This is a genomic window from Neomicrococcus aestuarii, from assembly GCF_014201135.1.
GTDB classification, from domain to species: Bacteria; Actinomycetota; Actinomycetes; order Actinomycetales; family Micrococcaceae; genus Neomicrococcus; species Neomicrococcus aestuarii.
Map to the genome: position 1 here is coordinate 959,807 of NZ_JACHDR010000001.1, position 23,860 is coordinate 983,666.

General features: G+C 55.9%; 21 protein-coding genes and 1 other annotated feature. Of the genes, 10 read left to right on the plus strand and 11 right to left on the minus strand.

Annotated features, from left to right (window positions below; genetic code table 11):
- Positions 1 to 26: 26 nt before the first annotated feature.
- A complete protein-coding gene (locus tag HD598_RS04275) occupies positions 27 to 1,310 on the plus strand; it encodes an aminotransferase class I/II-fold pyridoxal phosphate-dependent enzyme (RefSeq protein WP_183664058.1) in 1,284 nt (427 codons plus the stop codon).
- Positions 1,307 to 2,089, plus strand: a complete 783-nt coding sequence (locus HD598_RS04280) for a spermidine synthase (RefSeq protein WP_183664060.1) — start codon at positions 1,307 to 1,309, stop codon at positions 2,087 to 2,089. The genes HD598_RS04275 and HD598_RS04280 overlap by 4 nt, the downstream gene beginning before the upstream one ends.
- 51 nt (positions 2,090 to 2,140) lie before the next feature.
- Here HD598_RS04280 and rsmD read toward each other — a convergent pair whose 3' ends face one another.
- Genes rsmD through HD598_RS04300 form a run of 4 tightly spaced genes read right to left on the minus strand, consistent with a single transcriptional unit; the run spans position 2,141 to position 6,998 of the window.
- Positions 2,141 to 2,719, minus strand: a complete 579-nt coding sequence (gene rsmD, locus HD598_RS04285; RefSeq protein ID WP_183664062.1) for a 16S rRNA (guanine(966)-N(2))-methyltransferase RsmD — start codon at positions 2,717 to 2,719, stop codon at positions 2,141 to 2,143.
- Between the two features lie 11 nt (positions 2,720 to 2,730).
- Positions 2,731 to 4,917: an ATP-dependent DNA helicase RecG gene (locus tag HD598_RS04290; RefSeq protein WP_183664064.1), complete on the minus strand. Its 2,187-nt coding sequence runs from the start codon at positions 4,915 to 4,917 to the stop codon at positions 2,731 to 2,733.
- The gene (locus tag HD598_RS04295) at positions 4,917 to 5,909 is read right to left on the minus strand and encodes a DAK2 domain-containing protein (RefSeq protein ID WP_183664066.1); all 993 of its coding nucleotides are present in this window, start codon (positions 5,907 to 5,909) and stop codon (positions 4,917 to 4,919) included. Before HD598_RS04295 ends, HD598_RS04290 begins: the two co-directional genes overlap by 1 nt.
- Before the next feature lie 9 nt (positions 5,910 to 5,918).
- Positions 5,919 to 6,998 carry an LCP family protein gene (locus tag HD598_RS04300; RefSeq protein WP_183664068.1) on the minus strand — a complete coding sequence of 360 codons (1,080 nt, stop codon included), beginning with the start codon at positions 6,996 to 6,998 and terminating at the stop codon, positions 5,919 to 5,921.
- A gap of 77 nt (positions 6,999 to 7,075) precedes the next feature.
- Here HD598_RS04300 and HD598_RS04305 point away from each other — a divergent pair, with 77 nt between their 5' ends.
- Positions 7,076 to 7,558: a DUF3515 domain-containing protein gene (locus HD598_RS04305; protein WP_183664070.1), complete on the plus strand. Its 483-nt coding sequence runs from the start codon at positions 7,076 to 7,078 to the stop codon at positions 7,556 to 7,558.
- Here the strand turns inward: HD598_RS04305 and HD598_RS04310 are convergent.
- The 5 genes from HD598_RS04310 to HD598_RS04330 form a co-directional block, all read right to left on the minus strand.
- A complete protein-coding gene (locus HD598_RS04310; protein ID WP_183664072.1) occupies positions 7,555 to 8,688 on the minus strand; it encodes a D-alanine--D-alanine ligase family protein in 1,134 nt (377 codons plus the stop codon). The genes HD598_RS04305 and HD598_RS04310 overlap by 4 nt on opposite strands.
- Complete coding sequence (locus HD598_RS04315; protein WP_183666581.1) at positions 8,685 to 9,707, minus strand: NAD(P)H-dependent glycerol-3-phosphate dehydrogenase; 1,023 nt, start codon at positions 9,705 to 9,707, stop codon at positions 8,685 to 8,687. The genes HD598_RS04310 and HD598_RS04315 overlap by 4 nt, the downstream gene beginning before the upstream one ends.
- The gene (locus HD598_RS04320) at positions 9,707 to 10,501 is read right to left on the minus strand and encodes a lysophospholipid acyltransferase family protein (protein WP_183664074.1); all 795 of its coding nucleotides are present in this window, start codon (positions 10,499 to 10,501) and stop codon (positions 9,707 to 9,709) included. The genes HD598_RS04315 and HD598_RS04320 overlap by 1 nt, the downstream gene beginning before the upstream one ends.
- A 13-nt stretch (positions 10,502 to 10,514) precedes the next feature.
- Positions 10,515 to 11,831 (minus strand): UDP-N-acetylglucosamine 1-carboxyvinyltransferase, encoded by a 1,317-nt coding sequence (murA, locus tag HD598_RS04325; RefSeq protein ID WP_183664076.1) that lies wholly within the window; start codon positions 11,829 to 11,831, stop codon positions 10,515 to 10,517.
- Positions 11,832 to 11,962: 131 nt separating this feature from the next.
- Positions 11,963 to 13,237 carry a hypothetical protein gene (locus HD598_RS04330; RefSeq protein WP_183664078.1) on the minus strand — a complete coding sequence of 425 codons (1,275 nt, stop codon included), beginning with the start codon at positions 13,235 to 13,237 and terminating at the stop codon, positions 11,963 to 11,965.
- Between the two features lie 492 nt (positions 13,238 to 13,729).
- On the opposite strand from HD598_RS04330, the gene HD598_RS04335 reads away from it, so the two are divergent.
- The 3 genes from HD598_RS04335 to HD598_RS04345 all read left to right on the plus strand — a co-directional run bounded on the left by HD598_RS04335 (position 13,730) and on the right by HD598_RS04345 (position 17,541).
- Positions 13,730 to 15,631, plus strand: coding sequence for a glycosyltransferase family protein (locus tag HD598_RS04335; RefSeq protein WP_183664080.1), 1,902 nt, complete (start codon positions 13,730 to 13,732; stop codon positions 15,629 to 15,631).
- A complete protein-coding gene (locus tag HD598_RS04340; RefSeq protein ID WP_183664082.1) occupies positions 15,624 to 16,592 on the plus strand; it encodes a glycosyltransferase family protein in 969 nt (322 codons plus the stop codon). Before HD598_RS04335 ends, HD598_RS04340 begins: the two co-directional genes overlap by 8 nt.
- A 106-nt stretch (positions 16,593 to 16,698) precedes the next feature.
- A complete protein-coding gene (locus HD598_RS04345; protein WP_183664084.1) occupies positions 16,699 to 17,541 on the plus strand; it encodes an ATP-grasp fold amidoligase family protein in 843 nt (280 codons plus the stop codon).
- A gap of 65 nt (positions 17,542 to 17,606) precedes the next feature.
- Here the strand turns inward: HD598_RS04345 and HD598_RS04350 are convergent, their stop codons facing one another.
- The gene (locus HD598_RS04350) at positions 17,607 to 18,533 is read right to left on the minus strand and encodes a hypothetical protein (RefSeq protein WP_183664086.1); all 927 of its coding nucleotides are present in this window, start codon (positions 18,531 to 18,533) and stop codon (positions 17,607 to 17,609) included.
- A gap of 223 nt (positions 18,534 to 18,756) precedes the next feature.
- Between HD598_RS04350 and HD598_RS04355 the strand changes: the two genes are divergently transcribed.
- Positions 18,757 to 20,045, plus strand: a protein-coding gene (locus HD598_RS04355; RefSeq protein ID WP_183662812.1) for an IS3 family transposase whose coding sequence is annotated in 2 segments (ribosomal slippage) — positions 18,757 to 19,030 and positions 19,030 to 20,045 — 1,290 coding nt in all. Because the reading frame shifts where the segments join, the coding sequence is not laid out codon by codon here.
- Positions 20,046 to 20,901: 856 nt separating this feature from the next.
- Here HD598_RS04355 and HD598_RS04360 read toward each other — a convergent pair.
- Entirely contained in the window at positions 20,902 to 21,351 is a 450-nt protein-coding gene (locus HD598_RS04360) for a hypothetical protein (protein WP_183664088.1), read from the minus strand.
- A gap of 592 nt (positions 21,352 to 21,943) precedes the next feature.
- Between HD598_RS04360 and HD598_RS04365 the strand changes: the two genes are divergently transcribed.
- The 3 genes from HD598_RS04365 (at position 21,944) to HD598_RS04375 (ending at position 23,854) form a co-directional block, all read left to right on the plus strand.
- A protein-coding gene (locus HD598_RS04365) for an IS3 family transposase (RefSeq protein ID WP_183664090.1) occupies positions 21,944 to 23,211 on the plus strand; the annotation gives its coding sequence in 2 pieces (ribosomal slippage) (positions 21,944 to 22,232 and positions 22,232 to 23,211; 1,269 coding nt in all).
- Positions 22,231 to 22,362 (plus strand) — a sequence feature (AL1L pseudoknot). It overlaps the preceding gene by 132 nt.
- Positions 23,212 to 23,288: 77 nt before the next feature.
- Positions 23,289 to 23,627 carry a hypothetical protein gene (locus tag HD598_RS13295; protein ID WP_221244594.1) on the plus strand — a complete coding sequence of 113 codons (339 nt, stop codon included), beginning with the start codon at positions 23,289 to 23,291 and terminating at the stop codon, positions 23,625 to 23,627.
- Positions 23,627 to 23,854, plus strand: a complete 228-nt coding sequence (locus tag HD598_RS04375; RefSeq protein ID WP_183664092.1) for a hypothetical protein — start codon at positions 23,627 to 23,629, stop codon at positions 23,852 to 23,854. The genes HD598_RS13295 and HD598_RS04375 overlap by 1 nt, the downstream gene beginning before the upstream one ends.
- Positions 23,855 to 23,860: the final 6 nt, after the last annotated feature.

Here is a 23,860-nt window from a genome sequence, read left to right on the forward strand (position 1 = left end):
TTTCCCCGGACACTACACTGGGCACCATGTCTCCCACGCTTTCTTCCTCCCTGAGCTCTCCGTGGTTCCGTACCTCCGCTGCCGCCAACTTGGTGGATTCTGAGGGTGGCTTGCGGCCTACGATTTTTGAGGAGATGACGGGGCTTGCGCAGCGCTTCGACGCCATCAACTTGGGCCAGGGTTTCCCGGATACGGATGGGCCCGCGGAGCTGGCGGAAATAGCGGCAGCGCTGATTAGTAATGACGACGCCGCAGCTCGTCGCAATCAGTACGCCCCCGGCTCCGGGATTCTTCCGTTGCGCGAGGCTATCGCGCGCCACCAGCACCGTCACTACGGTCTCGAACTGAATCCAGAGACCGAGATTCTGGTGTCCACGGGAGCTACCGAAGCACTGGCGGCGTCCTTGATGGCGTTCCTCTCCCCCGGCGACGAGGTGGTGACTTTCGAGCCGTTCTATGATTCCTACGCGGCGGTCACGGCGCTCACCAACGCGACTCTAGTGCCGGTGCCGTTGACGCTCTCTGACGCGGGCGCCCGCCCGGATCTCGAACGATTCGCTCAGGCCGTCACTGAGAAGACGCGCGTCATTCTCTTGAACTCCCCGCACAATCCGTGCGGCGTGGTCTTCACCCAGGATGAGCTCCGCGTCATCGCTGATGCAGCCGCCGCGCATGATTGCATCATCATTTCCGATGAGGTCTACGAACACCTCACCTTCGGTTCGCCACACATCCCCATCGCCACCTTGGAGGGTGCTTTCGAGCGCACCGTCACCATCTCCTCTGCCGGCAAGGCGTTCTCGATGACCGGCTGGAAAGTGGGTTGGGCTTCAGGTCCGGCTCCCCTGATTGCAGCGGTGAAGTCCGTGAAGCAGTTCTTGAGCTACAGCTCTGGACCTGCTTTTCAGCCGGCCGTTGCGCACGGATTGGATCACGGCGAAAAGTGGTTCGAGTCCCTGCGGACGGATCTGCGGGAGGGCCGGGACATTTTGGTGAACGGCCTGCGGGAGGCGGGACTTCGCGTCATTGAGCCAGAAGGAACCTACTTTGTCATCGCCGATGTCTCTTCCCTGGGCGTTACGAGCGCCGCCGATTTGGCACGGCTTCTCCCCGAGCACGCAGGCGTCGCAGGCATTCCGGTGGAAGTTTTCGCGATCCCCGAGCATCAATCTGAGTTCTCTTCGTGGATTCGTTTTGCGTTCTGCAAACGTCCAGAAGTCCTGCACGACGCCGTAGCTCGCCTCAAGGACGGATTGCCCCGTACCGCTGCAGTGCTGAAAGCGGCAGCCGCCGCCGGTGATAACGCATGAGCCAGTCTGCACACCCGGGCGTACACCGGTGGTTGTCACACGGCGGTTTACATGCGGAGATCTACGATGATCCGTTCCGTCCCGGCGCAAAGATCCTGTCCATGGGTGGTTACGAGCAATCCCACATCAATCTCGCCGATCCTACGCAGATCGCATACGAGTACTTGGCGCGCGTGGCGAACTTATTGGATGAATTCCGTCCAGGGCAGCCGCTGTCGGTAGCTCACATTGGGGCTGGCGCCTTGACGTTAGCCCGCTATGTCGGCGTGAAGCGACCGGGATCCGTTCAGGTGGCCGTGGAGATCGAACGCGAGCTCATGGACTTCGTTTTTGAGGAGCTTCCGCTTCCGGCCGCGGCGCCGGTTCGCGTAGTGATCAATGATGCCGCCGATGCGCTAGCTCAGGATCTCGCCGACGAGGTCTTCGACGTCGTCTTCGTAGACATCTTCACAGGATGGGACTCGCCGGCACATTTGGCTACGGCGGAGTTCTACAAGCAAGTCAAGGATCACCTTGCCCCCGACGGGATTCTGCTGCTCAACGTGGGCGATGACCCGCCGTTGACGTTCGCCGCCACCCAAGTGAAGTACTTGGATGAGCTGTTTGAGCACGTGTATCTTTCGACGTCTCAAGACATGCTGACCAAACGTTATCCAGGAAACATGATTCTCATGGCCACGGATAAGTCATGGTCGTCAGACTCGTTGCAGAGTGCCCGACAGCGGGGTCCGCATCCGGGCGTATTGCTATCGGGCGCCGAGTTGGATTTTCTCAGCTAACTCTGCAGCAGTGTTCGTGTCTGCGTTTTCGTGTCCTGAGGGGTGCGCGCGTTAGCGAGCTGCGTCGTCGTAACCTGCGAACCAGACCCGAGCCTCGCCGTATTTCTTTTCCGTCAGCAATTCCATCCCTGCCGCCCATTGCGGTTCCGGGGAACGCCGCGAGCGTTCCACCACAATGGTTGCTTCAGGCTCCAAGCGCGGTGCAAGGCGTTCGAGGATCTCCCCCAGTTCGTCCTCGGTCATGAGGTACGGCGGGTCAAGGAAAACCAGAGTGAAGCTGGATCCGATGGTGGTGGACTCGAGGACGGTTTTCGCGTTGGCGCGGTGCACGGAGACCACGTCCTTGCCGATCGCTTGATTCGCGGTTTTTGCGTTCGCGCGGCAGACCTTCACGGCGGCTTCGGCTTGATCCACCAACACCACCGATCGCGCTCCCCGGCTGGCGGCTTCAATTCCTAAACCGCCGGAACCCGCAAAAAGGTCAAGGACGCGCGCTTCAGCGAGCACGTCCCACGCTTCAAGTCGTGAGAACAGCGCCTCTTTGACGCGGTCGGTCGTAGGCCGAGTGGCCGTTCCGGGGACGGAAGCGAGCGACAGTCCGCCAGCTACTCCGGCAATTATGCGTCCCATGGTGGCCTCCTCTAGCCTCGTTCCAAGTATTCCTGCGTGTCCGCGTCAAACCATCGATCAATGGCCGCCCGCAGACCCGGGTACCGATCGAGACTACCCTGTGCCACCAATTCTTCGGCGTCCTCGCGGGCTTGTCCGATGAGCGCGGCATCACGCATCACCCGCAGCTCACGCAACGTAGAGCGGGCGCCCGCCTGTTCGGTTCCCAGAACGTTTCCTTCGCGCCGAACCTTGAGGTCCTCTTCCGCGAGTACGAAGCCGTCGCTAATCTGGGCAATTCGCTCGAGGCGTTCGAGGCTCGCGTGGTCCTTCTCCAAACTGGAGACCAAGAAGCACGTGCCCTCTAGCCCACCACGGCCAATGCGACCCCGCAACTGGTGGATCTGTGCCGTTCCGAAGTTTTCGGCGTCAATGATGGCCATGATGGTGGCGTTCGGAATGTCGACCCCCACTTCGATGACCGTCGTGGAGACCAGGATGTCCGATTGGTGCCTCGCGAACCGATCCATGGTGTCCGTCTTGACCTCGCTGTGGAGCTGGCCGTGCAGCGCATCAATACGCGCTGTCTTGAGCTCTGGGCGTTGGGAGAGGAACGCCACCATCTGATCCACCGTGGTGCGTTGGGCAGTGGCGGCCTCGCCGTTCTTCGGGGCCGAATCAGTTTCCGAAATTCGCGGACACACCACAAAAACCTGATGGCCGGCGGCGACTTCTTCGCTCATGCGCTGAATCATGCGATCCAGCCATTTCTTGTTCCAGGTGGGAACCACAAAGCTCTTGACCGGCTTTCGACCGGACGGGAGGCCCTCGAGAACCAGTGGTTCAAGATCGCCGAAGACCGTCATGGCCACTGTGCGCGGGATGGGTGTCGCCGTCATGACCAACATGTGCGGGGTGATCTCCGCCCGATTCCTCAGGGTGTCCCGCTGCTCTACGCCGAAACGGTGCTGTTCATCCACCACCACGAGGCCCAGATCAAAGAAGCTCACGTTGTCGCTAAAGAGTGCGTGGGTGCCAATGACGATGCCGGCGTCCCCGGTGGCAATGTTCAGGAGTGCTTGCCGTTTGGCGGCCGTTCCCATGGAACCGGTCAGCAGTTCCACACGGGTGGCCTTCTCCGCTCCACCCAACTGACCTGCGCGGCCGAGAGGACCAAACATGGCGCTGATGGATTGTGCGTGCTGTTGGGCGAGCACTTCGGTGGGGGCTACCAGCGCGGCTTGGCCGCCAGCGTCGATGACTTGAAGCATGGCTCGCAACGCCACCAGAGTTTTGCCTGAGCCCACTTCGCCTTGTAACAAGCGGTTCATGGGTCGGGTCGCTTCAATGTCCGCCGCGAGCACTTGGCCCACGCTGCTCTGTCCGGGCGTCAACTGGTACGGGAGTGAGGCATCGAAATCGGCGAGAATGCCGTCGCTGATGCTCGGGCGGGCCACGGCGCGTTCGGCGCTTTGAGCCGCGCGGCGTTCCGCCAAGGCAAGTTGCAAGAAGAACGCCTCTTGGAAGGCAAACCGGCGCCGCGCCCGGTAGGCATCCTTGACGTTTTCCGGCCGGTGGACCGCCTCAAGAGCGGTGACGAGATCCGGGTAGTGGTGTTTGCGGAGCACTTCCGCGGGGATGGGATCTGGGAAAGACTCAGTATCCACTTGATCCAGCAGTGTGCCGATGGCTGTGCGGATTCGCTCTTGTGCCATGTTTTGCTTGCGGCTGTAGATCGGGAACGGCCGGGCTGCAGCTTCTTCTTGATCTGCGAGCAGCGTGTATTCGGGTTGAGTGAGGACCCGTTCCTGGCGGTAGGTGGAAAGCACTCCGGAGAACACTCCGACGACGCCCGGAACCAGATCTTTGCGCGCTTGGTAGCCGTTGAAGAACGTCAGCGACAGCTCATCGGCGAAGTCAAAACTCTCTTCTGCCGGTTCTTGGAGATCCGTCACGATGACCTCAAGAATGAAGCCTTTACGGGAGTTCATCTTGCGTTCGCTCACCCGCTCTACGCGCGCGTAGACGGATGCGTCCTCGCCAATCTCTAAGCTTCCGATCGGCGAAATCTCAGCGACATCGAGGTACCGGCGAGGAAAATGGTAGAGAAGATCCTCCACGGTGGTGTAACCAAAAGCCTTCTCAAAGGTTCCGCGCTTGTCCCCCAGTGCTCGCGAGAGCGGGAACAGCGGGGTCAGTCCGGCAAAGGTTTCTGACATTAGTCGTGGCGCACCGAGGACAGTTCGGTCACGGTAATCGCGGTGGGTTCACCCACGGAGCGCATGCATTCAATGGCAGTCTCGGCTACAGTGACGTGCACGTGGACTCGCCACCGGTACAGCTCTTGACCGACCGACGGCGAGCTCATGGGGCTCATAATCACTGAGGTGCCGATCGAGTCCAGTTTGGCGCGAAGGGTTGCAGCTTCCAAAGCACCCAGTTCAATGGTGCTCATGACTTCGAAGCCTTCTTCGTGAATGGCTTCCGCATGAATGTGCGGGTCCTGGACGCCATAGCCATGAAGGGGCTGATAGCGCGATTCCACAACGTGTTCGCCCACTACCACCGCAGAGAGGGAATCCAACACCAGCATCATGCCTACCGCTCCGGCGTCCACGACGTTTGCGTCGTTGAGCTCCGGCAACTGTGTTTCTGTGGCTAGGACGGCCGCGAGCACGTCCTCATAGATAGCGCCCATCACGTGCAGAAGGCAGGCGCGGCTGGAAGGATCGGTCTCGGTTTCGCGCAAGCTCTTCTTGGCTGACTTCGCAGCAGCCTGAATGACCGAGAGCATGGTTCCTGGCACAGGTTCGGACAGCGCCGACCAGGCCCTCACGCTGCCCGATTCCAGGGCGTCCGCAAGCGCCGGTCCCGTCAGGCGAGGGTGACCGGTGAGAGGTTCGGCGAACCCGGACAAAAAGACTGCTAGGAGCGTGCCGGAGTTTCCGTGGGCTTGTTCCATGCCGGCCCGGCTGGCGATCTTCAGGAGCGCGCCAAGATCCATTCCGGTGAGCTCGGCTTCAGGGATGTCCTTGACCGCACCCAGCATGGCTCGAGCGGTGTTGAACATGTTGGAGCCTGTGTCACCGTCCGCCACGGGGTAAATGTTGATGGCGTCCAACCGGTCCGAGTGATTGCCGAGCTCTTGGACGGCTTTTTTGAGCCACGAGACGACGGCGACTGGTCCGGTGAAAATCTTTTGCTTATTCATAGCTGGGATTTAGAGACCGCGCTGCTCAACGAATTCGCCGACGGTGTCCTGTTGCAACGCTTCGCCCAGATCGGCGATGGCAGCTTCGTCCGGGAGGACGATGGACTGGCCGTCTGCTGAACGACCCACGCCGCTGGTGGGCAGCGTGAAGAAGTTCATGTCGCTCTTATTCAGTCCAGCGAGCGAGAGCCCCAGCTGCCCCAAAGCAACCGCATTGAGGCTGTCGTCGCGCTGAATGTACGGGGAAAGTTCGTTGACCGAATTGGTGATAGCCGTGGGGTTGGAGAGGACGTCACGGGAAAGCAGCTTGTCAATGAGCGCCTTCATATACGTCTGCTGGTTGCGCACACGCTGGTAGTCGCCGTCGCTGAAGGCGTAGCGTTCGCGAACGAAGAGCAATGCGTGCTCACCATCGAGGTGCTGCACACCCTTTTCAAAGACGTAACCGGAAGCGTGCGAGGACGTGAAAGTCAGCGGCACGTTGACGTCTACGCCACCGACTGCGTCCGTCAGACCTTTGAATCCTGCAAGGTCAATGGAGGCGACGTGGTCAATACGCGTGCCAAGCAGGGACTCAATGGTCTGCACCGCAAGAGGGACGCCGCCGTAGGAGAACGCGGCGTTGATCTTATGGGTTCCGTACCCGGGGATATCCACCCAGGTGTCGCGCATGATGGAAGTGACGAAAACTTGCTTGCGGTCCCCCGGAATGTGCACCAGCATCATGGTGTCCGAACGTCCAGCATTCGGCACGTTGGGCAGGTTTTCCGTTTCGCCGCTTCCGCCACCGGAGTCAGCACCGAGCAACAGGATGTTGACGGCGTCTTCAGCCGCAGCACTCTTGGTTGGGCGGGAAGACTCCACCGGGAACGCGTCGGCGATCTTGCCTGACTTGTTGTCAAAGCTGTTGATCAGGTTGAAAACGAATCCGCCAGCCACCAGTGCTGCGATCACTACCAGGGAACCAAAGATCAAGAGGACGTTGCGTCCGGTCTTGTTTTTCTTCTTGCGCCGCTCTGGGACCGAACCGTACGACGAACCGTCTCCGGAGTCCGGAATCATTCTCGACGTATCTTCAGTTGGTGTCATGATGCACTTTCACGTTGGTTCCGAGGGTTGGCGCGTACGGCCTGCTTCAGTCTACCGAGGCTGGGTAGAGTATTCGGATGATAGTGACGCGCCGCCGAAAACTCGCAGCAATTTCTCTGACCTTGGCAACTTCCACGCTCTTGGCTGGGTGTGCAAGCGCCGTCAGCGTAGATGCGGCCGATGACGCCAACAATCCTGAGTGCGCAGAATTCATGGTTCTTTTGCCTCAAGAGTTGGCCGGCTTTGAGCGTCGCGACACCACGAGCCAGGCAACAGCCGCGTACGGTGATCCAGCAGCGGTCATTATTCGTTGCGGTGTGGCATCTCCCCCGCCGTCGACGGATCCGTGCGCCACCGTCAACGGCGTGGATTGGCTCACTCAAGAGGGCGACCCAGCGTGGACGCTCACCACGTATGGCCGCTCGCCTGCCGTGGAAGTGCTGTTGGATCCGGATGAGGTTCCCTCCAGTTCCGCCCTGGTTTCCCTGACGACGGCGGCTAGTCAGCTCCCACAGGTATCGCGCTGTCTCAGCGTGGATCAGGATGTAACACTGCCTTAGCGCAAGCCGAGCTTGCGGCCCAAGGCAAGATCAATCAGTTCCGTGATGAGGTCCTTGTAGTTCAAGCCGGTCTTGTCCCACATTTGCGGGTACATGCTGATAGGTGTGAAGCCGGGCATGGTGTTGATCTCGTTGATCACCCAGCGCCCGTCTGGAGTGTAGAAGAAGTCGACTCGACCAAGACCTTCGCCGTCCACTGCATCGAATGCTACGACTGCGAGTTCTTGGAGGGACTTGATGGCATCTTCCGGAAGCTCGGCAGGACAGCTGAGCTTCGCCGCGGATCCGTCTACGTACTTGGCTTCGAAATCGTAGAAGGTGTGTGCTCCGGCTTCCACCACGATTTCACCTGGAAGGGATGCTCGGGCATGGTCGCTCCCGCGGCCTTCGAGCACACCGCATTCAATTTCACGTCCCAGAATTCCCTGTTCTACAACGACCTTGGGATCAAAGCGTCGAGCTTCTTCAATGGCTTCGCGGAGACAGTCAGCGTCTTCAACGCGGGTGATACCCACGGAGGAGCCTGCACGTGAAGGCTTGACGAAGAGCGGGTACTCGAGCGATTCAAGGCGCGCAATCGCTTCCTCGGGCGAACGCAGCCACTGCTTATTGGTGATGACTTCGTAAGGACCAACCTCGAGGCCGGCAGCTTCGAAAGCAACCTTCATGAAGTGCTTATCCATGCCGATCGCGCTGGCCGCAACACCAGAACCCACGTACGGAATATCCAACAATTCCAACTGGCCCTGCAGCGTTCCGTCTTCTCCGTAAGGACCGTGCAACAGAGGGAAGACGACGTCAACGGTACCCAGCGTCGTCGTACTCAAAACCGTCTCATGATCCGCATCAAGCTGATCCGAGAGCACCTCGAAGTGCTCCCCCACCTTGGACAGACGAATGCTTTCGCCGCTGTGTGGAACCACAGGAAGCGAAGTGCCGCGCAAGGACCACTCGTCCGGGTTCGACTTAACTCGGGTCCATTCGCCGTCGGGAGTAATTCCCACGGGGATGACGTCAAATCGCTTCCGGTCAATAGCCCTGAGAACGCCGGCTGCCGTCACGCAACTGACCGAATGCTCAGACGAGCGGCCGCCGAACAAGAGAAGGACGCGGGTGCTCGCTGTGGTCATGAGGGGATACCTTCCGATTTCAATTGCCGTCCCAAGAGCTTGTTAGCCATTGAGTCCACCGTGAGAGTACCGTCCAGGACGGCAACGACTGCTTCGGTGATCGGCATGTCTACTTTATTTTCTCGCGCAAGATGCAAGACCGCGGCAGCGGACTTTGTGCCTTCCGCCGTCTGGGTCATGTGCTGCGCTAAATCTTGAACGGCGTGCCCTTGCCCGAGCAAACGGCCAGCCGTGCGGTTTCGGGACAGCGGCGAGGCGCACGTCGCCACAAGGTCACCCAGCCCAGCAAGACCGGACAGAGTTTCTTGTTGCCCACCGAGCGCCATTGCCAAACGGGTGGTCTCAGCCAAACCGCGCGTGATGACAGATGCCTTGGTGTTGTCCCCCATGCCCTTGCCGTCACAAATGCCAACGGCCAAAGCGATCACGTTCTTGACGATGCCGCCGATTTCCACACCAATGACGTCATTGTTCGTGTAAGGACGGAAGTAGTCCGTGACAAGCGAGGACGCAATCCACGCGGCGCGCTCCGAATTCGAACACGCCACGACCGACGCGGTGGGTTCCTTCCGTGCAATCTCCATGGCCAAGTTGGGGCCAGAAAGCACAGCAATCTGGTCCATGGTCAGCTCAAGGACCTCAGAAATCACTTGGGACATCCGAAGGTCCGTGCCGCGCTCGAGGCCCTTCATGAGGCTAATGATGGAAACGTCCGGCTCAAGGTGTCCTTTGACGGCCTCGAGTTGCGCGCGCAATGACTGAGCCGGAACAGCCAGCACCACCAACGGAGTTCCCACGAGGGCTTCAGCGATGTCACTGGTGGCAGAGATATTTGAGGGAAGCACAATGTCACCCAGATACTGGGAGTTGGTGTTGAGCTCATTAATCTCTTGGACTACTTCGTCGCGACGTGCCCAGAGGATGACCTCGGCAGCAGCGTTAGCGTCAGCTACCAGCTTGGCGAATGTAGTTCCCCAGCTGCCAGCTCCCAGCACCGCAATTCGGTGCGAGGGCTCCATCACTGACGCGACTCCATTACAGCAGCGGCTTCGGCTCCAGAAGTCACAGTCCCAGCGGATTCGAAACTGCCGCGTCCCGTGGCAGCCTGGCCGTGCTTTTCAGGATCCCAAGGAACAGCCGGTGGTTCTTCCCCGCGAAGCTGTGCAAGTTCTCTTGTCAGCGCATTGGTAATACGTGACGTCGCCTCTTCCAGGATTTCCCTGGTGCGTGGACGGTCGCGCAAATCGGACAGATCCACGGGCGCACCCGCGTGAACCCGAACGGTCTTGCGTGGGAACACGTTAAGTTTCTTGGCATAACGAGGCATGACCTCATTGGTGCCCCAGTGAACGATCGGCACTACGGGCGCTCCGGTTTGAAGCGCCAGCCGCGCAGCACCCGTCTTTCCACGCATAGGCCACAAGTCCGGATCACGCGTGAGCGTTCCCTCCGTGTAAATCAGGATGGCGCCACTGTTGTCAATAACCGAACGAGCGGCCTTGAGGGAACGGTTAGCGCTCAGACCTGTTCGTTCCACGGGAATCTGACCCGTAGCCCGCAGGAAGGTTCCCAAGACAGGGACGCGAAAGAGCGAATCCTTCGCCAAGAAGCGCGGCAAATACCCGTTTACATACAACGGAACAGCAACCACCAATGGATCGATCTCAGAGGTGTGGTTGGGGCATGCAATAAATCCGCCCTGAGGAAGATCTTTAAATCCAGTCCACTTCTGCGCCATGATTGCGGCCATTGCTGGACGCACAATCGAAGCGAGGGTTCCGAAGACTGCACGGGTTTTTAGCGACTCTGCCATGATGCTCCTTCGCTTAGGACAGGGTGACGTCTGCGCCTAGGCCTTGCAACTTGTCCATGAAGTGCTCGTAGCCGCGGCTGATGATGTCGATGCCGGAAGCGTTGGAGACACCTTCAGCGGCAAGCGCTGCAATGATGTGGGAGAAACCACCACGAAGATCCGGAATCACAAAGTCCACGCCGCGAAGCTTGGACGGACCGGTGATCACAGCGGAGTGCAAGAAGTTACGCTGGCCAAAGCGGCACGGAACGGCGCCCAAGCATTCGCGGTGAAGCTGGATGGTTGCCCCCATGCGGATCAAGGCGTCCGTGAAGCCGAAGCGGTTCTCATACACGGTTTCGTGAACGATCGAGACACCTTCAGCCTGAGTCAGTGCAACGACGAGCGGCTGCTGCCAGTCCGTCATGAAGCCTGGGTGGACGTCAGTTTCAACGACCAAGGGATTCAGCTTTCCACCGGGGTGGAAGAAGCGAATGCCGTTGTCATCAACCTCGAAGTCGCCACCGATCTTGCGGTAGGTATTGAGGAAAGAGGTGAGGTCCTGCTGATCTGCGCCCTGAACGTAAATGTCACCCTTAGTAGCCAAAGCAGCAGAGGCCCAGCTGGCACCTTCGTTGCGGTCAGGAAGCGCACGGTGGTTGTAGCCGCCCAAACGCTTCACACCTTCGATGCGGATCACGCGATCCGTCTGCACCGTGATGAGCGCACCCATCTTCTGGAGGATGGCAATTAGGTCCAGGATTTCAGGCTCTACGGCGGCGTTCTTAAGTTCGGTGATGCCGTCTGCTTTAACTGCGGTCAACAGAACCTGCTCGGTAGCGCCCACGGATGGGTAATCAAGCTCCAGCTTGGTTCCGCGCAAACCCTTACGGGCCGAGATGGAGATACCGCCATCGACTTTGTCCACTATGGCACCGAACTGGCGCAAGGCATCAAGGTGGTAATCAATGGGGCGGTCGCCGATACGGCAGCCGCCAAGATCAGGAATGAACGCTTCACCGATGGTGTGCATCAGCGGACCACACAAGAGGATCGGGATGCGGGAATCGCCAGCGTATGCGTCGATCTCACGAGCAGATGCGGTCTTCGCGCCGCTCGGATCCAACGTCAGATCACCAGTTACTGGATCCTTAGTGACTTCAACGCCGTGCAGGGTCAACAGTGACGTGACAACCTCGACGTCTTTGATCTCGGGAACGTTGCGAAGCACGGACGGACCATCGCCGAGCAGTGCGGCCACCATCGCCTTGGGAACAAGGTTCTTGGCTCCGCGAACGTGAACGGTGCCTTCTAGTGGCTTGCCACCTCGGATGGTGAGTACCTTTTGCATTGGACGAACAACCTCAATTTCTGCCGCTGGTTTAGGGCTCGCTTAAGAATACGTCCCTACTCCCCCATTCGTGTGGCGACGCGTTCGGCCATTGGCGTAAACCGATCAGCGAAATGGAAGAACCTTGGGAATTACTGCTGTTCTGGATCTAAAGAGTGCACAATCTCGCATATCTCAGTTCCAAATCCATCTCGCAACCTCACACCAACCGAGACGTCTCCTTCATTGATTTCTAGTCGTCTGTTTGAGGCCGGCATGAATGCCACTGTCCGCTCGCTGCCATCCGCAGTGGTAACAAAGAATGAATATCGAATGCCGCCGTAATTATGGATAAATCCATCATGTTCTACTGCGACGATAGCTTCATGGGATGTATCGCGCGCCACCGATAGGCGCGTCGCGTCAAGGATTTCTTTTCTTCTTGCAGATAGATCAGTCGGCAGTAACCGCGGTTCTCCTTTAGAGAGTTCTGGCCGAATTTTCAGCTCAAGAACAGTTTCGTTTGCGGAGCTGCCGAGCTTGGCAAGCGAAACGATGGCGGCCTGCAATGATCCGGCGGGAGGGGACGCATGACCATCCCCAAAGTCCGAAATGAGGACAAAGGTTCCCTTACCATCCGTATGTATCCCATGTAAGACCTCCCTAATCTCCCATGCTCTAGCTAAGGGGGAAAGGTGCGCGCTCACGTGCCAATCCGAGGCGTTCTGGAGCAACACGGTATTTCCTGGGCGCGCCGGAAGAGTCAATAGTTCATGCCGTATGTTGTTTCTCTTCAGGAAATCCGATGCGCCATCCGACCAATTTTCCTCGTCGACGAAACTCACTGATTCAGCTGGGAACGCCGCCACGAGATACTTTTTGACCGCATCTTCGTTGTACTTCAGGATGTCGCTTTGCGGGTTCCAGGCAAGAGCTGTAGCTGTCTCCCCGACTAAGCTCGCAAATTTTAAGGCTGCAAATCCGCCGCCGGACCCTCCAATTAGCAAGAGTTGAAGCCCCAGCAGACGTTGAACGGTTTTCAGAACACGTAATACAGGCTCTTCAAGAGTGGAGAACTGATTTCCTGCATACCAAGCGAGACCAAGGTTTTTACTAAGAGTCGTCGAAGGATCCGAGATGGCGACAAAGCCATAACCTGCGCTACTTGCTAGACCTCGACCTGAAAAGAATGGGCCCTGCTTGTCAGAACGATTGCCGACGGCACCATTGAAGAAGACGGGCACTCTCTTCCACCCATCAAGTTTTTCAAGACCCTCGATTAAAACGTCGAGTGAGGGCCCGTCATTAAATCGAATTCGGTGGATGCCACATGCAAGGACCGACAATCTCTCAAATTCCGCCAATTCCTCATGCTCATAAATGGGCACTTGCCACGATTCATAATCATTTTCAGCCCGATCTGTCACTAATTACCAGACCTTTGCATTACTTCGCTCCATGTATCGCTCTCTTGCAAACCGGCGACGGTTGGCGCTTTCTTGAATCCTAACGAAAGTATCCTCCACTCTATGGCACCGTTGAATGGGGAATTCTCATCTGATAGCCCTCCTGTAAGTGCGAATAAATGATGAAAGTTGCATCTGGCGCAATCGGCCGAAGAAGATCTAACAGACCCTTTCATTCGCTTAGAAGCGGCATTTCGTCAATAATTACGATTCCGGATTTGGATAGCAAGATCCCACTGAGTGCGCATCACTACTTAGACTCGAGGGAAAATAGCGGGATTCTGGAAAGAAGACAGTGTTTCAAAATTTGTTTATGGTAGGCATAAAAGGAAACTGTCGGATGATTTCCAATCGCAGTAACAATCATGAAGTGTTTGCAAGACGACCGACGCAAATCAGTGAGAATAGAAGCTGGGCTGGTTGCCCCAAGTCTTCAGTCACAAGGGAGCAACGATGATATCCAAGGACGGCTATGAGCTTTCCGACCGCACAATTTCAATGACACCCATTGATGATGTGACAAAAGTAATCGAAGTCTCAGCGGGGACTGAGATTACAGTATTCTCCGAGTCTGTCTCGGATGATCCTTCGCCACGTTCCGCTCTCTTTGCACTCCGGTTCTTGGATGAAGATGGCGTCGAGCTCGAAATTCCCGGCTGGAAAAGCTCTTCGGAAAAGGCTGGAACCTACCAGTACTTAGTCAATGCCGACGAAATCGGCGTGACAACATTTGGAGTTGAGGCGCCGGCTCGTTCCGCAATGTTCGTAATTCAGGGGGTCAAGTGGCGTTCCAACGTCAACACTTGGATCTTGGAAGACGTGATCGTCGTTCGACAAGGAATTGACCCCTACCCCGTTCAACTTCCCAGTGGCAGCACGCTACCTATTCATATTCGCGATTTCTCGCAGTCTCTCGAAATTGCGGATTCGATGAAGAGCGTCACAATTTCAGGGCAAGCTTCCCTGCCAAGTTCCAAGAGCACTGCGTTGCTAACTGTTGCGTTTGTTGATCGGGAAGGACGGAAGATGTTGCCCCCTGGTCATCTTCCGCAGAATCCAGTACACGGGCCATTTTTCCAGATCAAGGGTGATGCTGGCGTCGTGGAGTTCGAATTCAATGTAGTTCCTCGACCAAACGTCTCCTCAATAGAAATCAAGGGCGTTGAATGGGGGGATCCGGAAGTAACTATCAATGGACCACTCGACGTGACGCCAATCACGTCTGACTTTGTAGATATTGATGGGTTCCTGTCTGATATCCCAGAGGGCGAACCCCTCATCGTTATCGACACTACGGCACCACCTATGGGGGACGACACTCGTGCTCTTCGACCGAACAATCTGGCTAAGGCATTTGCTCGTTTGGGTGCGTGGGTAATTTTCTTGCCATTCTCTTCCATCCAGGAATTCGAACCGCGCTTCTCGGATCATATTTTGCAGGTCCCACGAAGTGAGTACGGACGGCTGGTTGAGACTCTGATAAAGCGGGGAATGCCAAACGAATCTACGTTCATTTCCAGCTCTTTCCCGAGTCTAGCTTCGGTAACTTTGGCAACGAGACTAAAAACCGAGGGCTGGCAGGTCATCTACGAGGCTAGGGATGACATGGAAGAATTCAACCGAGTCGGATACTCAAAGTGGTACGCACCTTCCTTGGAACGGCAGATGCTCACCATTGCGGACAAGGTTGTCAGCGTTAGTATTGGGCTCGATGAAAAATTAGTCTCTATGTGGCCAAAACTGAGTGATCACGTTGTGGTTCCAAATGCCGTTAACCGCTCTGTGATCGACGCTTCGGCTGATTTGAGAACTCAAGACCAGTTTGACCAACGAGCAAACAGTCTCGTTGTCGGATACGTTGGACACCTCACTCCCGCATGGTTCGACTGGCCAGCCGTCCTGTCAGCAGCTCGTATGCTCCCTCATGTTCAGTTTGAGATCATTGGCCATGGCGCTCCTGCAAACCTTGATCTTCCAAGCAACGTAGTTATTCTTGGCCCAAAGACCCATGAAGAGCTTGCCTCCATCGTTCCAACCTGGAAAGTCGGCTTGATCCCGTTCCTCGACATTCCATTGACTCGATCAGTGGACCCGAACAAAATCTACGAGTATTTCGCTTGGGGACTGCGATGCGTGACCGCCCCCATGGGCAGCGTCGAGGAATACCCCTCCACCTATGTCTATCGAGGTGCGGAGCAACTAGTTCTGCAATTGCAAGCAGCCCTCACTGAACCATACACAGCTGAAGAGATTAAAGCGCTAGAAGTGATGGTTCAGAACAGCGACTGGGATAGTCGCGCTCGTCAATGCCTCGACTACTACGGAATCGTTGTTAAGGAGTCCCTAAATGCGTAAACTCATTGTTTACCCCAACCTTTCCAAAGGTGGCGTTAGCGCAGTAATTCGCGGAAGAGCTACCGCCGAGCCCCAGAACACATTTGACACACTCTTTTTCAACGACAAGGGTGGCGCAGACAGCTTTGTCGACCTACATAATGTGGAAACTGTTGTTGTAACCAGCTCACGAGCAAAGAACTACGCCAATTTCTTGTCGAATCAGGTGCAATACGACGAAATCTCCGTTTTAAGCGCGCCAGAAATCGCAAATGAATTGTCTGCTCTGGAACAGAACGCCGTCCACTATGAATTTCACTCGTCGGATATGGGAATTATCGAGAATGAAATCAAGATTCTTGAACTTGATAGACTCGCCGCAATTCATGCCCCGTCGCAAGTGATGCTGGATAAAATCCGTGACTTGTTGCCTCGAAGAACTTGGAAACGATTGACGGTTCTGCCGAACCTGGTTGACACGACAAACTTTACGGTGGACGGTCCAGCAAGCTTCTTCGAAAATTCTGGCTTCGACGATTCCGGAAAGATCCCTCTACTCTGGATCGGGCGCTTTGACAGCGGTAAGGCATTTGCGCATTTCGCCAGATTATTGGGAAGTCTGCCAGATAATTATGTCGGTCATGTTGTCGTCAGCCTCGAAGACGATCCAACAAGAGCTAATAAGTTCCTTAGCGAGTGCGCTGCTATGGGAGTTCTCAGTAGAGTTCGCATATACCTTAATCTTTCGCCAAAAACTATGGCGAATGCATATCGTTCGGTCAGGGACGCGAAGGGATGGTTGGTTTCAACATCCCTAAACGAATCCTTTGGGTATGCAGTTGCAGAAGCCACGTCCTGCGGACTTCGAGCCGCCGTTTCAGATCTTCCCGTATGGGATCTTTTCGAGTCGTCCGGACTCCTGCATCGAGTACCAAGCGGTGCCGTCGTACGTCTGGCGCAAGTAATTCAGACTGAACAATAAGGCCATACGAGAGGAGCGCAGGCGACCAAGGATTTGGACTGTATCCGGCGCTCCTCTCATTTTTGTTTCGCAACGTATCTCAATTTCATCGTCTGAAGGCAGTTAGATGGACTATTTCGAGCGCATGAGTCGACGAATCAATAGATTCGAGGAGGGACTGCCTGAAAGACTTGGCGAGAAAGCATTCATACGTCCTTTTGCGGATTCCATCGGTGTACGAACACCAGCGCTCCTATTTCAAGGGAGCCTGTCAGCGTTATTGGAGTTCGATTTCCCAGAAGAATTTGTTGTAAAGCCAGAGTATCTTTCCACCTCGAAAGGCGTATATCTCCTCGCCAAGCGTGGTACTGATTTCCAGAGCCTCGTTTCATCGGAGCAAATGACGATCGAAACACTCAGAATGAGTTACGAAGAATTGGCTGAAAATTACTACTCTGACTCTCAACGTGGCCAATATCTTGTGGAAGAGTTACTCAGGGACGACAGCGGAGATGTTCCGCCGGCCGATATTCGCGCCTATATGTTTCAGGGCACTTGTGGTTTTATTCTGATAGAGGACCACATGCGAGAGAGAACCCGAGCTTCGTACTTCAACGGTGATTTCACGCCAATGCTCGATGTTCACGAAAGATTTGGTATCGCTGATAAGGCATTGCATCTTGAGGAAATCGTTGAACGAGCTGCCCCAGATAATGCCTCTGAAATACTCGCAGTGGCCCGGCGGGTCTCAATAGCAGTCCCCTCAGCATTTTGCAGAGTTGACATGTATACCTCAGGAAAGCATGTCTATCTCGGCGAAATAACGCTCTTTCCTGGGACTTTCTATTATAAAAACCGCAAGCTTATGAGTGAGAAAGAAGCGATTAGACTTGGAAATTTATGGGAAGAGGCGGAAGCACGTTTAGCAGGTTCATGCCTTAGCCCTGCCAAAGATGAATCAAACGTATAGCGATATCCAGAATTATCGCCCCGAAGATAGATTTGTGCTTGTTGGCTCAAACGCCTTCCTCCTAATTAGTCCAATAACGTAAGAGGCAGGCCCTCGATCCAATGGAGGGCTTCTTCGAAAGCTTCTATGAATTCATCAGCCTTCGGTTGAGCATGAACTGGGCCATCCAAGTAAGTTTTCATTTTGACGCGGGATATATTGCCGCCCTTTTTTGCCGCGTCGAGGAATGGAAGAAAGTGGTCTTCAAAATGAAACTCCTCTACGTTCTGAACTATGAAAACGTGATTTGCAGTAGGCTGCGCGTATCTTTCAACGGCTGAAGACCTAGATCCCAAGATGTCCGCCCAAGCGGGCGACTCTATATCCGAGTGATGCTTAAAGTCCGCCGCAATTTCTGGCCACACGACATTTACAAAGGTGCGTTGCGCGCCAAATCCTGTGCCGTTGATTCGATAGTTAGCTATATCCGTTTGCGCGTTGAAAACCAAGGCATAGCTGTTGGGAATCAAAGCTGAAATCTGAAGCGCCGCAAACCCGCCCCCGGATGAGCCTGTGAATACCAGTTTCTTCGCTCCGACCAACTTTGCCGCAGCCAATGCCCAATCTGCAATGACTCTTTGCAGGTCTAACCCGTTCCACCCTGTATACCAAGCCAGCTGGAGATCGCGTGATTTCCAGAGGGCGGGATCCCCAAAGAATATGCTGCTGACTGGATACTTCAAGACTGTGGATAGCCGCTCGAATCGAGGCAAATTGGTCTTCTCCTGATTCAGTGCCCCGTGGAAACCCACAATCAGAACATCGCTATCCTTGCGTACTAGAAGCGCATCCAGGAATATTTCTGGGAGTAGCTCATCGCGGAGTCGAAGCGCCGAGTCTAACGGCAGAGAAAGCGCACCAATTGTATCTTCAGGTGCGCTGTGAACGAGAGTAATTGGCGGGTTCGACCCAAACGGATCTAGTTGGTCAATTGAGATGTAGTCCGACTTCAATTTGCTGTTGCTCCATTCCGTGTTCGCAAATGCCTCAGGGCCACCCGACTAACTAACCACTCTGAAACGATTGACGCGCTTATATCCGCAAGAACTAAACACTAGTACAACCAATACTTTCCAAAAAACTTCCACAGAAGTACATGACATTCGTATGACTCAACATCGTGGCTGAACCGTCCCGGGTTTGATGCCGCTATCTTCTGTGAGAAAGATAGTGACTATGCCCAAGCAGTTCCCGCCCGAAGTTCGTGACCGTGCAGTGCGCATGACCATGGATCGGTTGTCCGAATACCCGTCTGTCTATGCTGCCTGCAAGGCACTGGCCCCGAAGCTCGGGGTGGGCCCTGAATCGCTCCGGCGCTGGGTTGTCCAGGCTCAAATCGATGCCGGTGAGAAGACCGGACCAAGCACTGATGAGTTGGAGGAAATCAAGCGGCTCCGGGCTGAGGTGCGGGACTTGAAAGAGTCTAACGAGATCCTGAAACAGGCCTCGATTTTCTTCGCGAGGGAGCTCGACCCTCGCCGCCGTTGATCTGTCGATTCATCGACGAAATGCGCGCTGAAGGTTACGCGGTCGAGTCGATCTGTGCCGTCCTGCGGGAGCAGGGCGTGCGGGTCGCCGCACGAACCTACCGGGCGTGGAAGAAACGCCTTCCAGCCCTGCGCACCATCGAAGACGCCCGCCTCACCGATGCACTTCGTGCTGTGAAAGTCCCCGACGCGAAGGGACGCCCCCGTCCCGAGATCATCTACGGACGGCGGAAAATGACACAGTGGCTGCGCCGTAACGGCTTCCCGGAAGCCTCCAAACACACCGTGGACCGGCTCATGCGCGAAGAAGGCATGAACGGGCTCGTCAGAGGCCGCAAGACCCGCACCACCATCCCCGGCAAGGACGGCCGCCGTGCCGGGGACCTGGTGAACCGGGACTTCACCGCCGCGGCTCCGAACCAGATCTGGGTCACTGATTTTACGTACGTCCCGGTCTACTCCGGATTCGTCTACGTTGCCCTGGTCATCGACCTGTATTCCCGGGCGATCCTCGGCTGGGAAACTTCAACCGTCAAGGACACCGCGTTTGTCGAACACTGCCTGCGGATGGCCTTGTGGCGGCGCGAACACACCGGCCGCCCGGCACCGACGGGACTAATTCACCACAGCGATGCCGGAAGCCAGTACACCTCGATCCGGTACACCGACACCCTGGCCTTGGAGGGCCTACAACCGTCCATTGGCAGCGTTGGTGACGCCTATGACAACGCAGCAGCCGAGACCGTGATGGGGTTGTTCAAGAACGAGGCCGTTGCGAAGGATTCACCGTTCCGCAGCGGGGCGTTGAAGACCGAAACCGACGTCATGGAAATCGTCTTCGAGTGGGTCCACTGGTACAACAACGAACGCCTGCATTCCGCCCTGGACCACCAAACGCCAGAGGAATACGAGCAGACATATTATGATCTACAAACCAGCTCGTTACCCGACGACGCCGCCAACAAACAAGCGGCATGATTCCCGGGACGGTTCAGTGTGACCGAAATAGGCCGGCGAACCACCGATCAAAAACAGCCGGCTAAGTTCGGTCCACACAACAACGGCTGGGTGCCAGCTCAACGGGCTGGATACTGATCCGGACGGATCATGAGGTAAGCGTGCTTACGTGTGTGCCTGGGCGGCTTTCTCACCGGCTCAGAGCTCCTCGAACAGGTTCCAGAGAACTCAACTGCATGTGGTCACGTTCCAACGCCTTAGAAAGCCGCGCAGGACGTCGGAGGAATAGCGACCGTGCAGCATTGCGACGGAGCAAGCTATACATTTAGGTGCCCTAAATGGCTTGACGGGCCTGGCCGTCTCCGACGGCTCGTTCCAACCCCACTTCCTGGGGGCGCTGCACTGGGCTCCGAACTGAACAATGAACAACTTCTCTTAGGAACAAAGGAAGCAGTACTTCTAAAAGAAGTACTGCTTCCGATTACCCTGCTGACCAAAACAATTTTATGGTTCCTGTTTCCAAGCTCGTAAGCCTTCCGGAAGGATATCCACCATGATCCGCATGAGGTTTAGCTCCCTATCGATTCCCCGAGGTGGATGATCGATTTCGTTTCGCAATCTCCGGCGAAGTTCGGCGCCGCTTTCAGGCCAGGCGACAAAAGCTTCTTTATCTGTGTACCTGCCTAATTTCGCGAAACCTGACTCACACAAGTCAAGACAAACTGATGATGCAATCTCCAGTACTTCAGGTTCGCTTAGAGTAGTTCGACTGGAATCTGCCACAATCCCCATGACATGAGCGAAGAGTACCCAGTCGTCCTCGCCGTTTTCGATGATCTCTAATTCAACATCACTAAGCCGTCTCACGATCTAGCAGCTACTTAGCTACATGAACTTTGTACAGTTTTGAGACACCAGGACGTTTGATGTCAATCGTGTACCCACCGCTTTTACTTCCTAGCCGAAGACTGATCCTAGTCCCATCTTTTTGGGTAATGCTCTGAGGGTAGACAGTGTCATTTACGGTGTAGGCCTTACTTGAAGTCAAGACGCAGTATGTGTTCCAGACAGAAGTGTCGTTCGGTGCCTGCCATACCTGAGTTTTAGCGCGATATGGATATTTTTTGTTCAGCCAAGTTTGAAGTCCGTTCCAGTTGGAAAAACCAAAGTGGTTGGGACTGCAGAACCTGCCACCAGCTGCAGGCGTTGCAACCTGGTTTGAAACAACAGCGGGCGCTGCAAGAGCCGCCGGGGCGGCATTTGCTGCTGTAGGAACTAATAGACCCACAGCCATCGCTGCAATCACCAAAAGTTTAGTTAGCTTCATTCTCAAGCCTCTCAGATAAGACGTGAAGTGCAGACCCCTCGATAAAGTAAATAGTTTATAGAATTTTTACTCTGATCGAGGCTGACATCATTAAATATACCCACAAGAGATCTATCTAATCTAGAGGTGACAAAGATGTTTAGCTGGATTTTGAAAACATGACTTGTCTCATAGCACCATAAACAATTACAGCCAAGCACAGCGAAAAGAGTGCCTACACCGGAAATGGCGCTTGCACAGGCAGCACCTCAATGAGCGACACGCCCAAAGCAAAATCGAATTTTCTTCGCTTTCGATTCGGCGCTTGCCCTTATTTTCCGGGCAGTTGTGATAGGTGCAGGTCAGCGTGGGTTAAAAAGTGATGCCCGAGACTGGCAGGTCTCGGGCATCGTTATCTTTGAGATAATTCAATTTAAGCGTAACCCGGGTCTGGCAGGATCGCGAGTTACACCCCCCAGCATGTCGAAGCTGAATCCGGGGGTCAAGGCCACCGGGTCGCCTCCGGGTGTAGAGAGAACAAAAGGTTTCCCGAAGTAGTTTGAACCGGCCTGGGTTTGCGGGAGAGCATGATCTAACACGGAGAATAGGAATCATGCCAGCACCACGCAAATACGACGCCGAGTCCCAGGCCCGAGCGGTCCGCCTCTACCAAGAACGCCTGGAGCAGGGAAACATCGCACAGACCCGGGCGCGCCAAGAGATCGGTGAGTTGCTGGGTATTAATCCCGGCACCTTGCGCAACTGGATCCGTCGAGAGCAAGGCGAGGGCCTCACCCCTGCGGCGTCAGCCAGTCAAGAGCCGGCCAACGAAGAAGTGGCGCGCTTGCGGCGCGAGAACGCTCAACTGCGGCGGGCGAACGAGATCCTGAAGACCGCGTCAGCTTTTTTCGCGGCAGCGGAGCTCGACCGCAAACTCGGACAGTAATCGCCTACATTCGCGAGTACCAGCACCGGTTCGGGGTCGAGCCGATCTGTGATGCCCTGCGCGAGCAGGGCATCACGATTGCCCCGTCCACTTTCTATGCCCATCAGGCCCGCGGATTCGGTCCCAGCGACCACGACCTGACCGACGCGTACCTGGCCAACAGCATCTACGACCTCTGGGCGGCTAACCGCCGTCTGTATGGGCGCAGGAAGCTGTGGAAAGCAGCGCTGCGTGCCGGTATCGAGGCAGGCCGGGATCAGGTCGAACGGCTGATGAAGCTGCTGGGCATCACCGGGATCCGGCGTGGGAAACGCACCACGGTCACGACCCGCCAGGATCCGCAGGGCCTGCGGCATCCGGACCACGTCCAACGCCGATGGAACTGGCCCACGCGACCGGATCAATGGTGGGTGGCGGACTTCACCTATGTGTGGACACCCCAGGGTTTTTGCTATGTCAGCTTTATTACCGATGTCTTCTCGCGTCGGATTCTCGGGTGGCCGGTGATGAGAACCAAGACCAGCCTTTTGGTGCAATCGGCCTTGGAACAATCGTTATTCATCCGGCGTAGGACCAACAGCGAGTTCACCACGCAGGGGCTTTTGCATCACAGTGACGCCGGCAGCCAGTACACAGCTCTGGCATTCACCGAGCAACTGGCCGCGGCGGGCATCACCGGTTCGATCGGCACGATCGGTGATGCGCTGGATAACGCGTTGATGGAGTCCACGATCGGACTGTTCAAAGCCGAGGTGATTTGGCACGAACAAAAGCTCTGGGAGTCCTGGCAGCAGGTCGAGCAGGCTACCGCTGCGTGGGTGAGCTGGTTCAACACTCAGAGACTGCATTCGAGTATCGGGGACCTGCCGCCGGTGGAGTACGAAGCGTTGTATTACGATGAACCACGGGACAGCAGCGAGCCCGCTGCTGCGTAACACGGCTCTCTACGAAACCCAGGCCGGTTCACGTTGAGGTTCAGATCAGAACTCACCTTCAAGGCGAGTGGGCAAATATGTACGAGGCTGCCGCGGACTATTTCGGCCGTGACATTCGGTACGGCTGGATCCCTTTGGACGAAGATCGAGCTCAGATCGTTCGAAGCCTCCACGGGCTCTCGCAGCAGATCGGCTTTCTTGAAGAGGCAAGAATTGGCCAGAGTCCGTCCAGGCGCAAGACTGAGATATTACCCAAAGATTGGGCCACATTTGATGTTGATCGATCTAAAGCGATAGAGAGTTTTGCGGCCGGTTTGGATCAGGAAATTGTCGCGATGCAGCGTGAGATATTTGATTTCTGCGCTACACTGAGAGACCTATTCATCCAACGGCAGATCGCACGAGAGGAGGGGTAATGTCTGGATTTCTCATCGAATACAACCGAAAAACCGGCCGTAGCAAGATTCGCGAGTTCAAAGGATCTGGCGGCCCTCGTCTTGCGCTCGTTCAAAGACTCAAGCTTGAAAAGGGCCGACACGATTCAAACATCGAATACGTCTCTTTGAATAGCGACTCGTTGGAAACCATAAAGAAAACGCATTCCCGCTACTTCATGGTTATGGCCGAGGCACCAACGGCATAGTGAGGC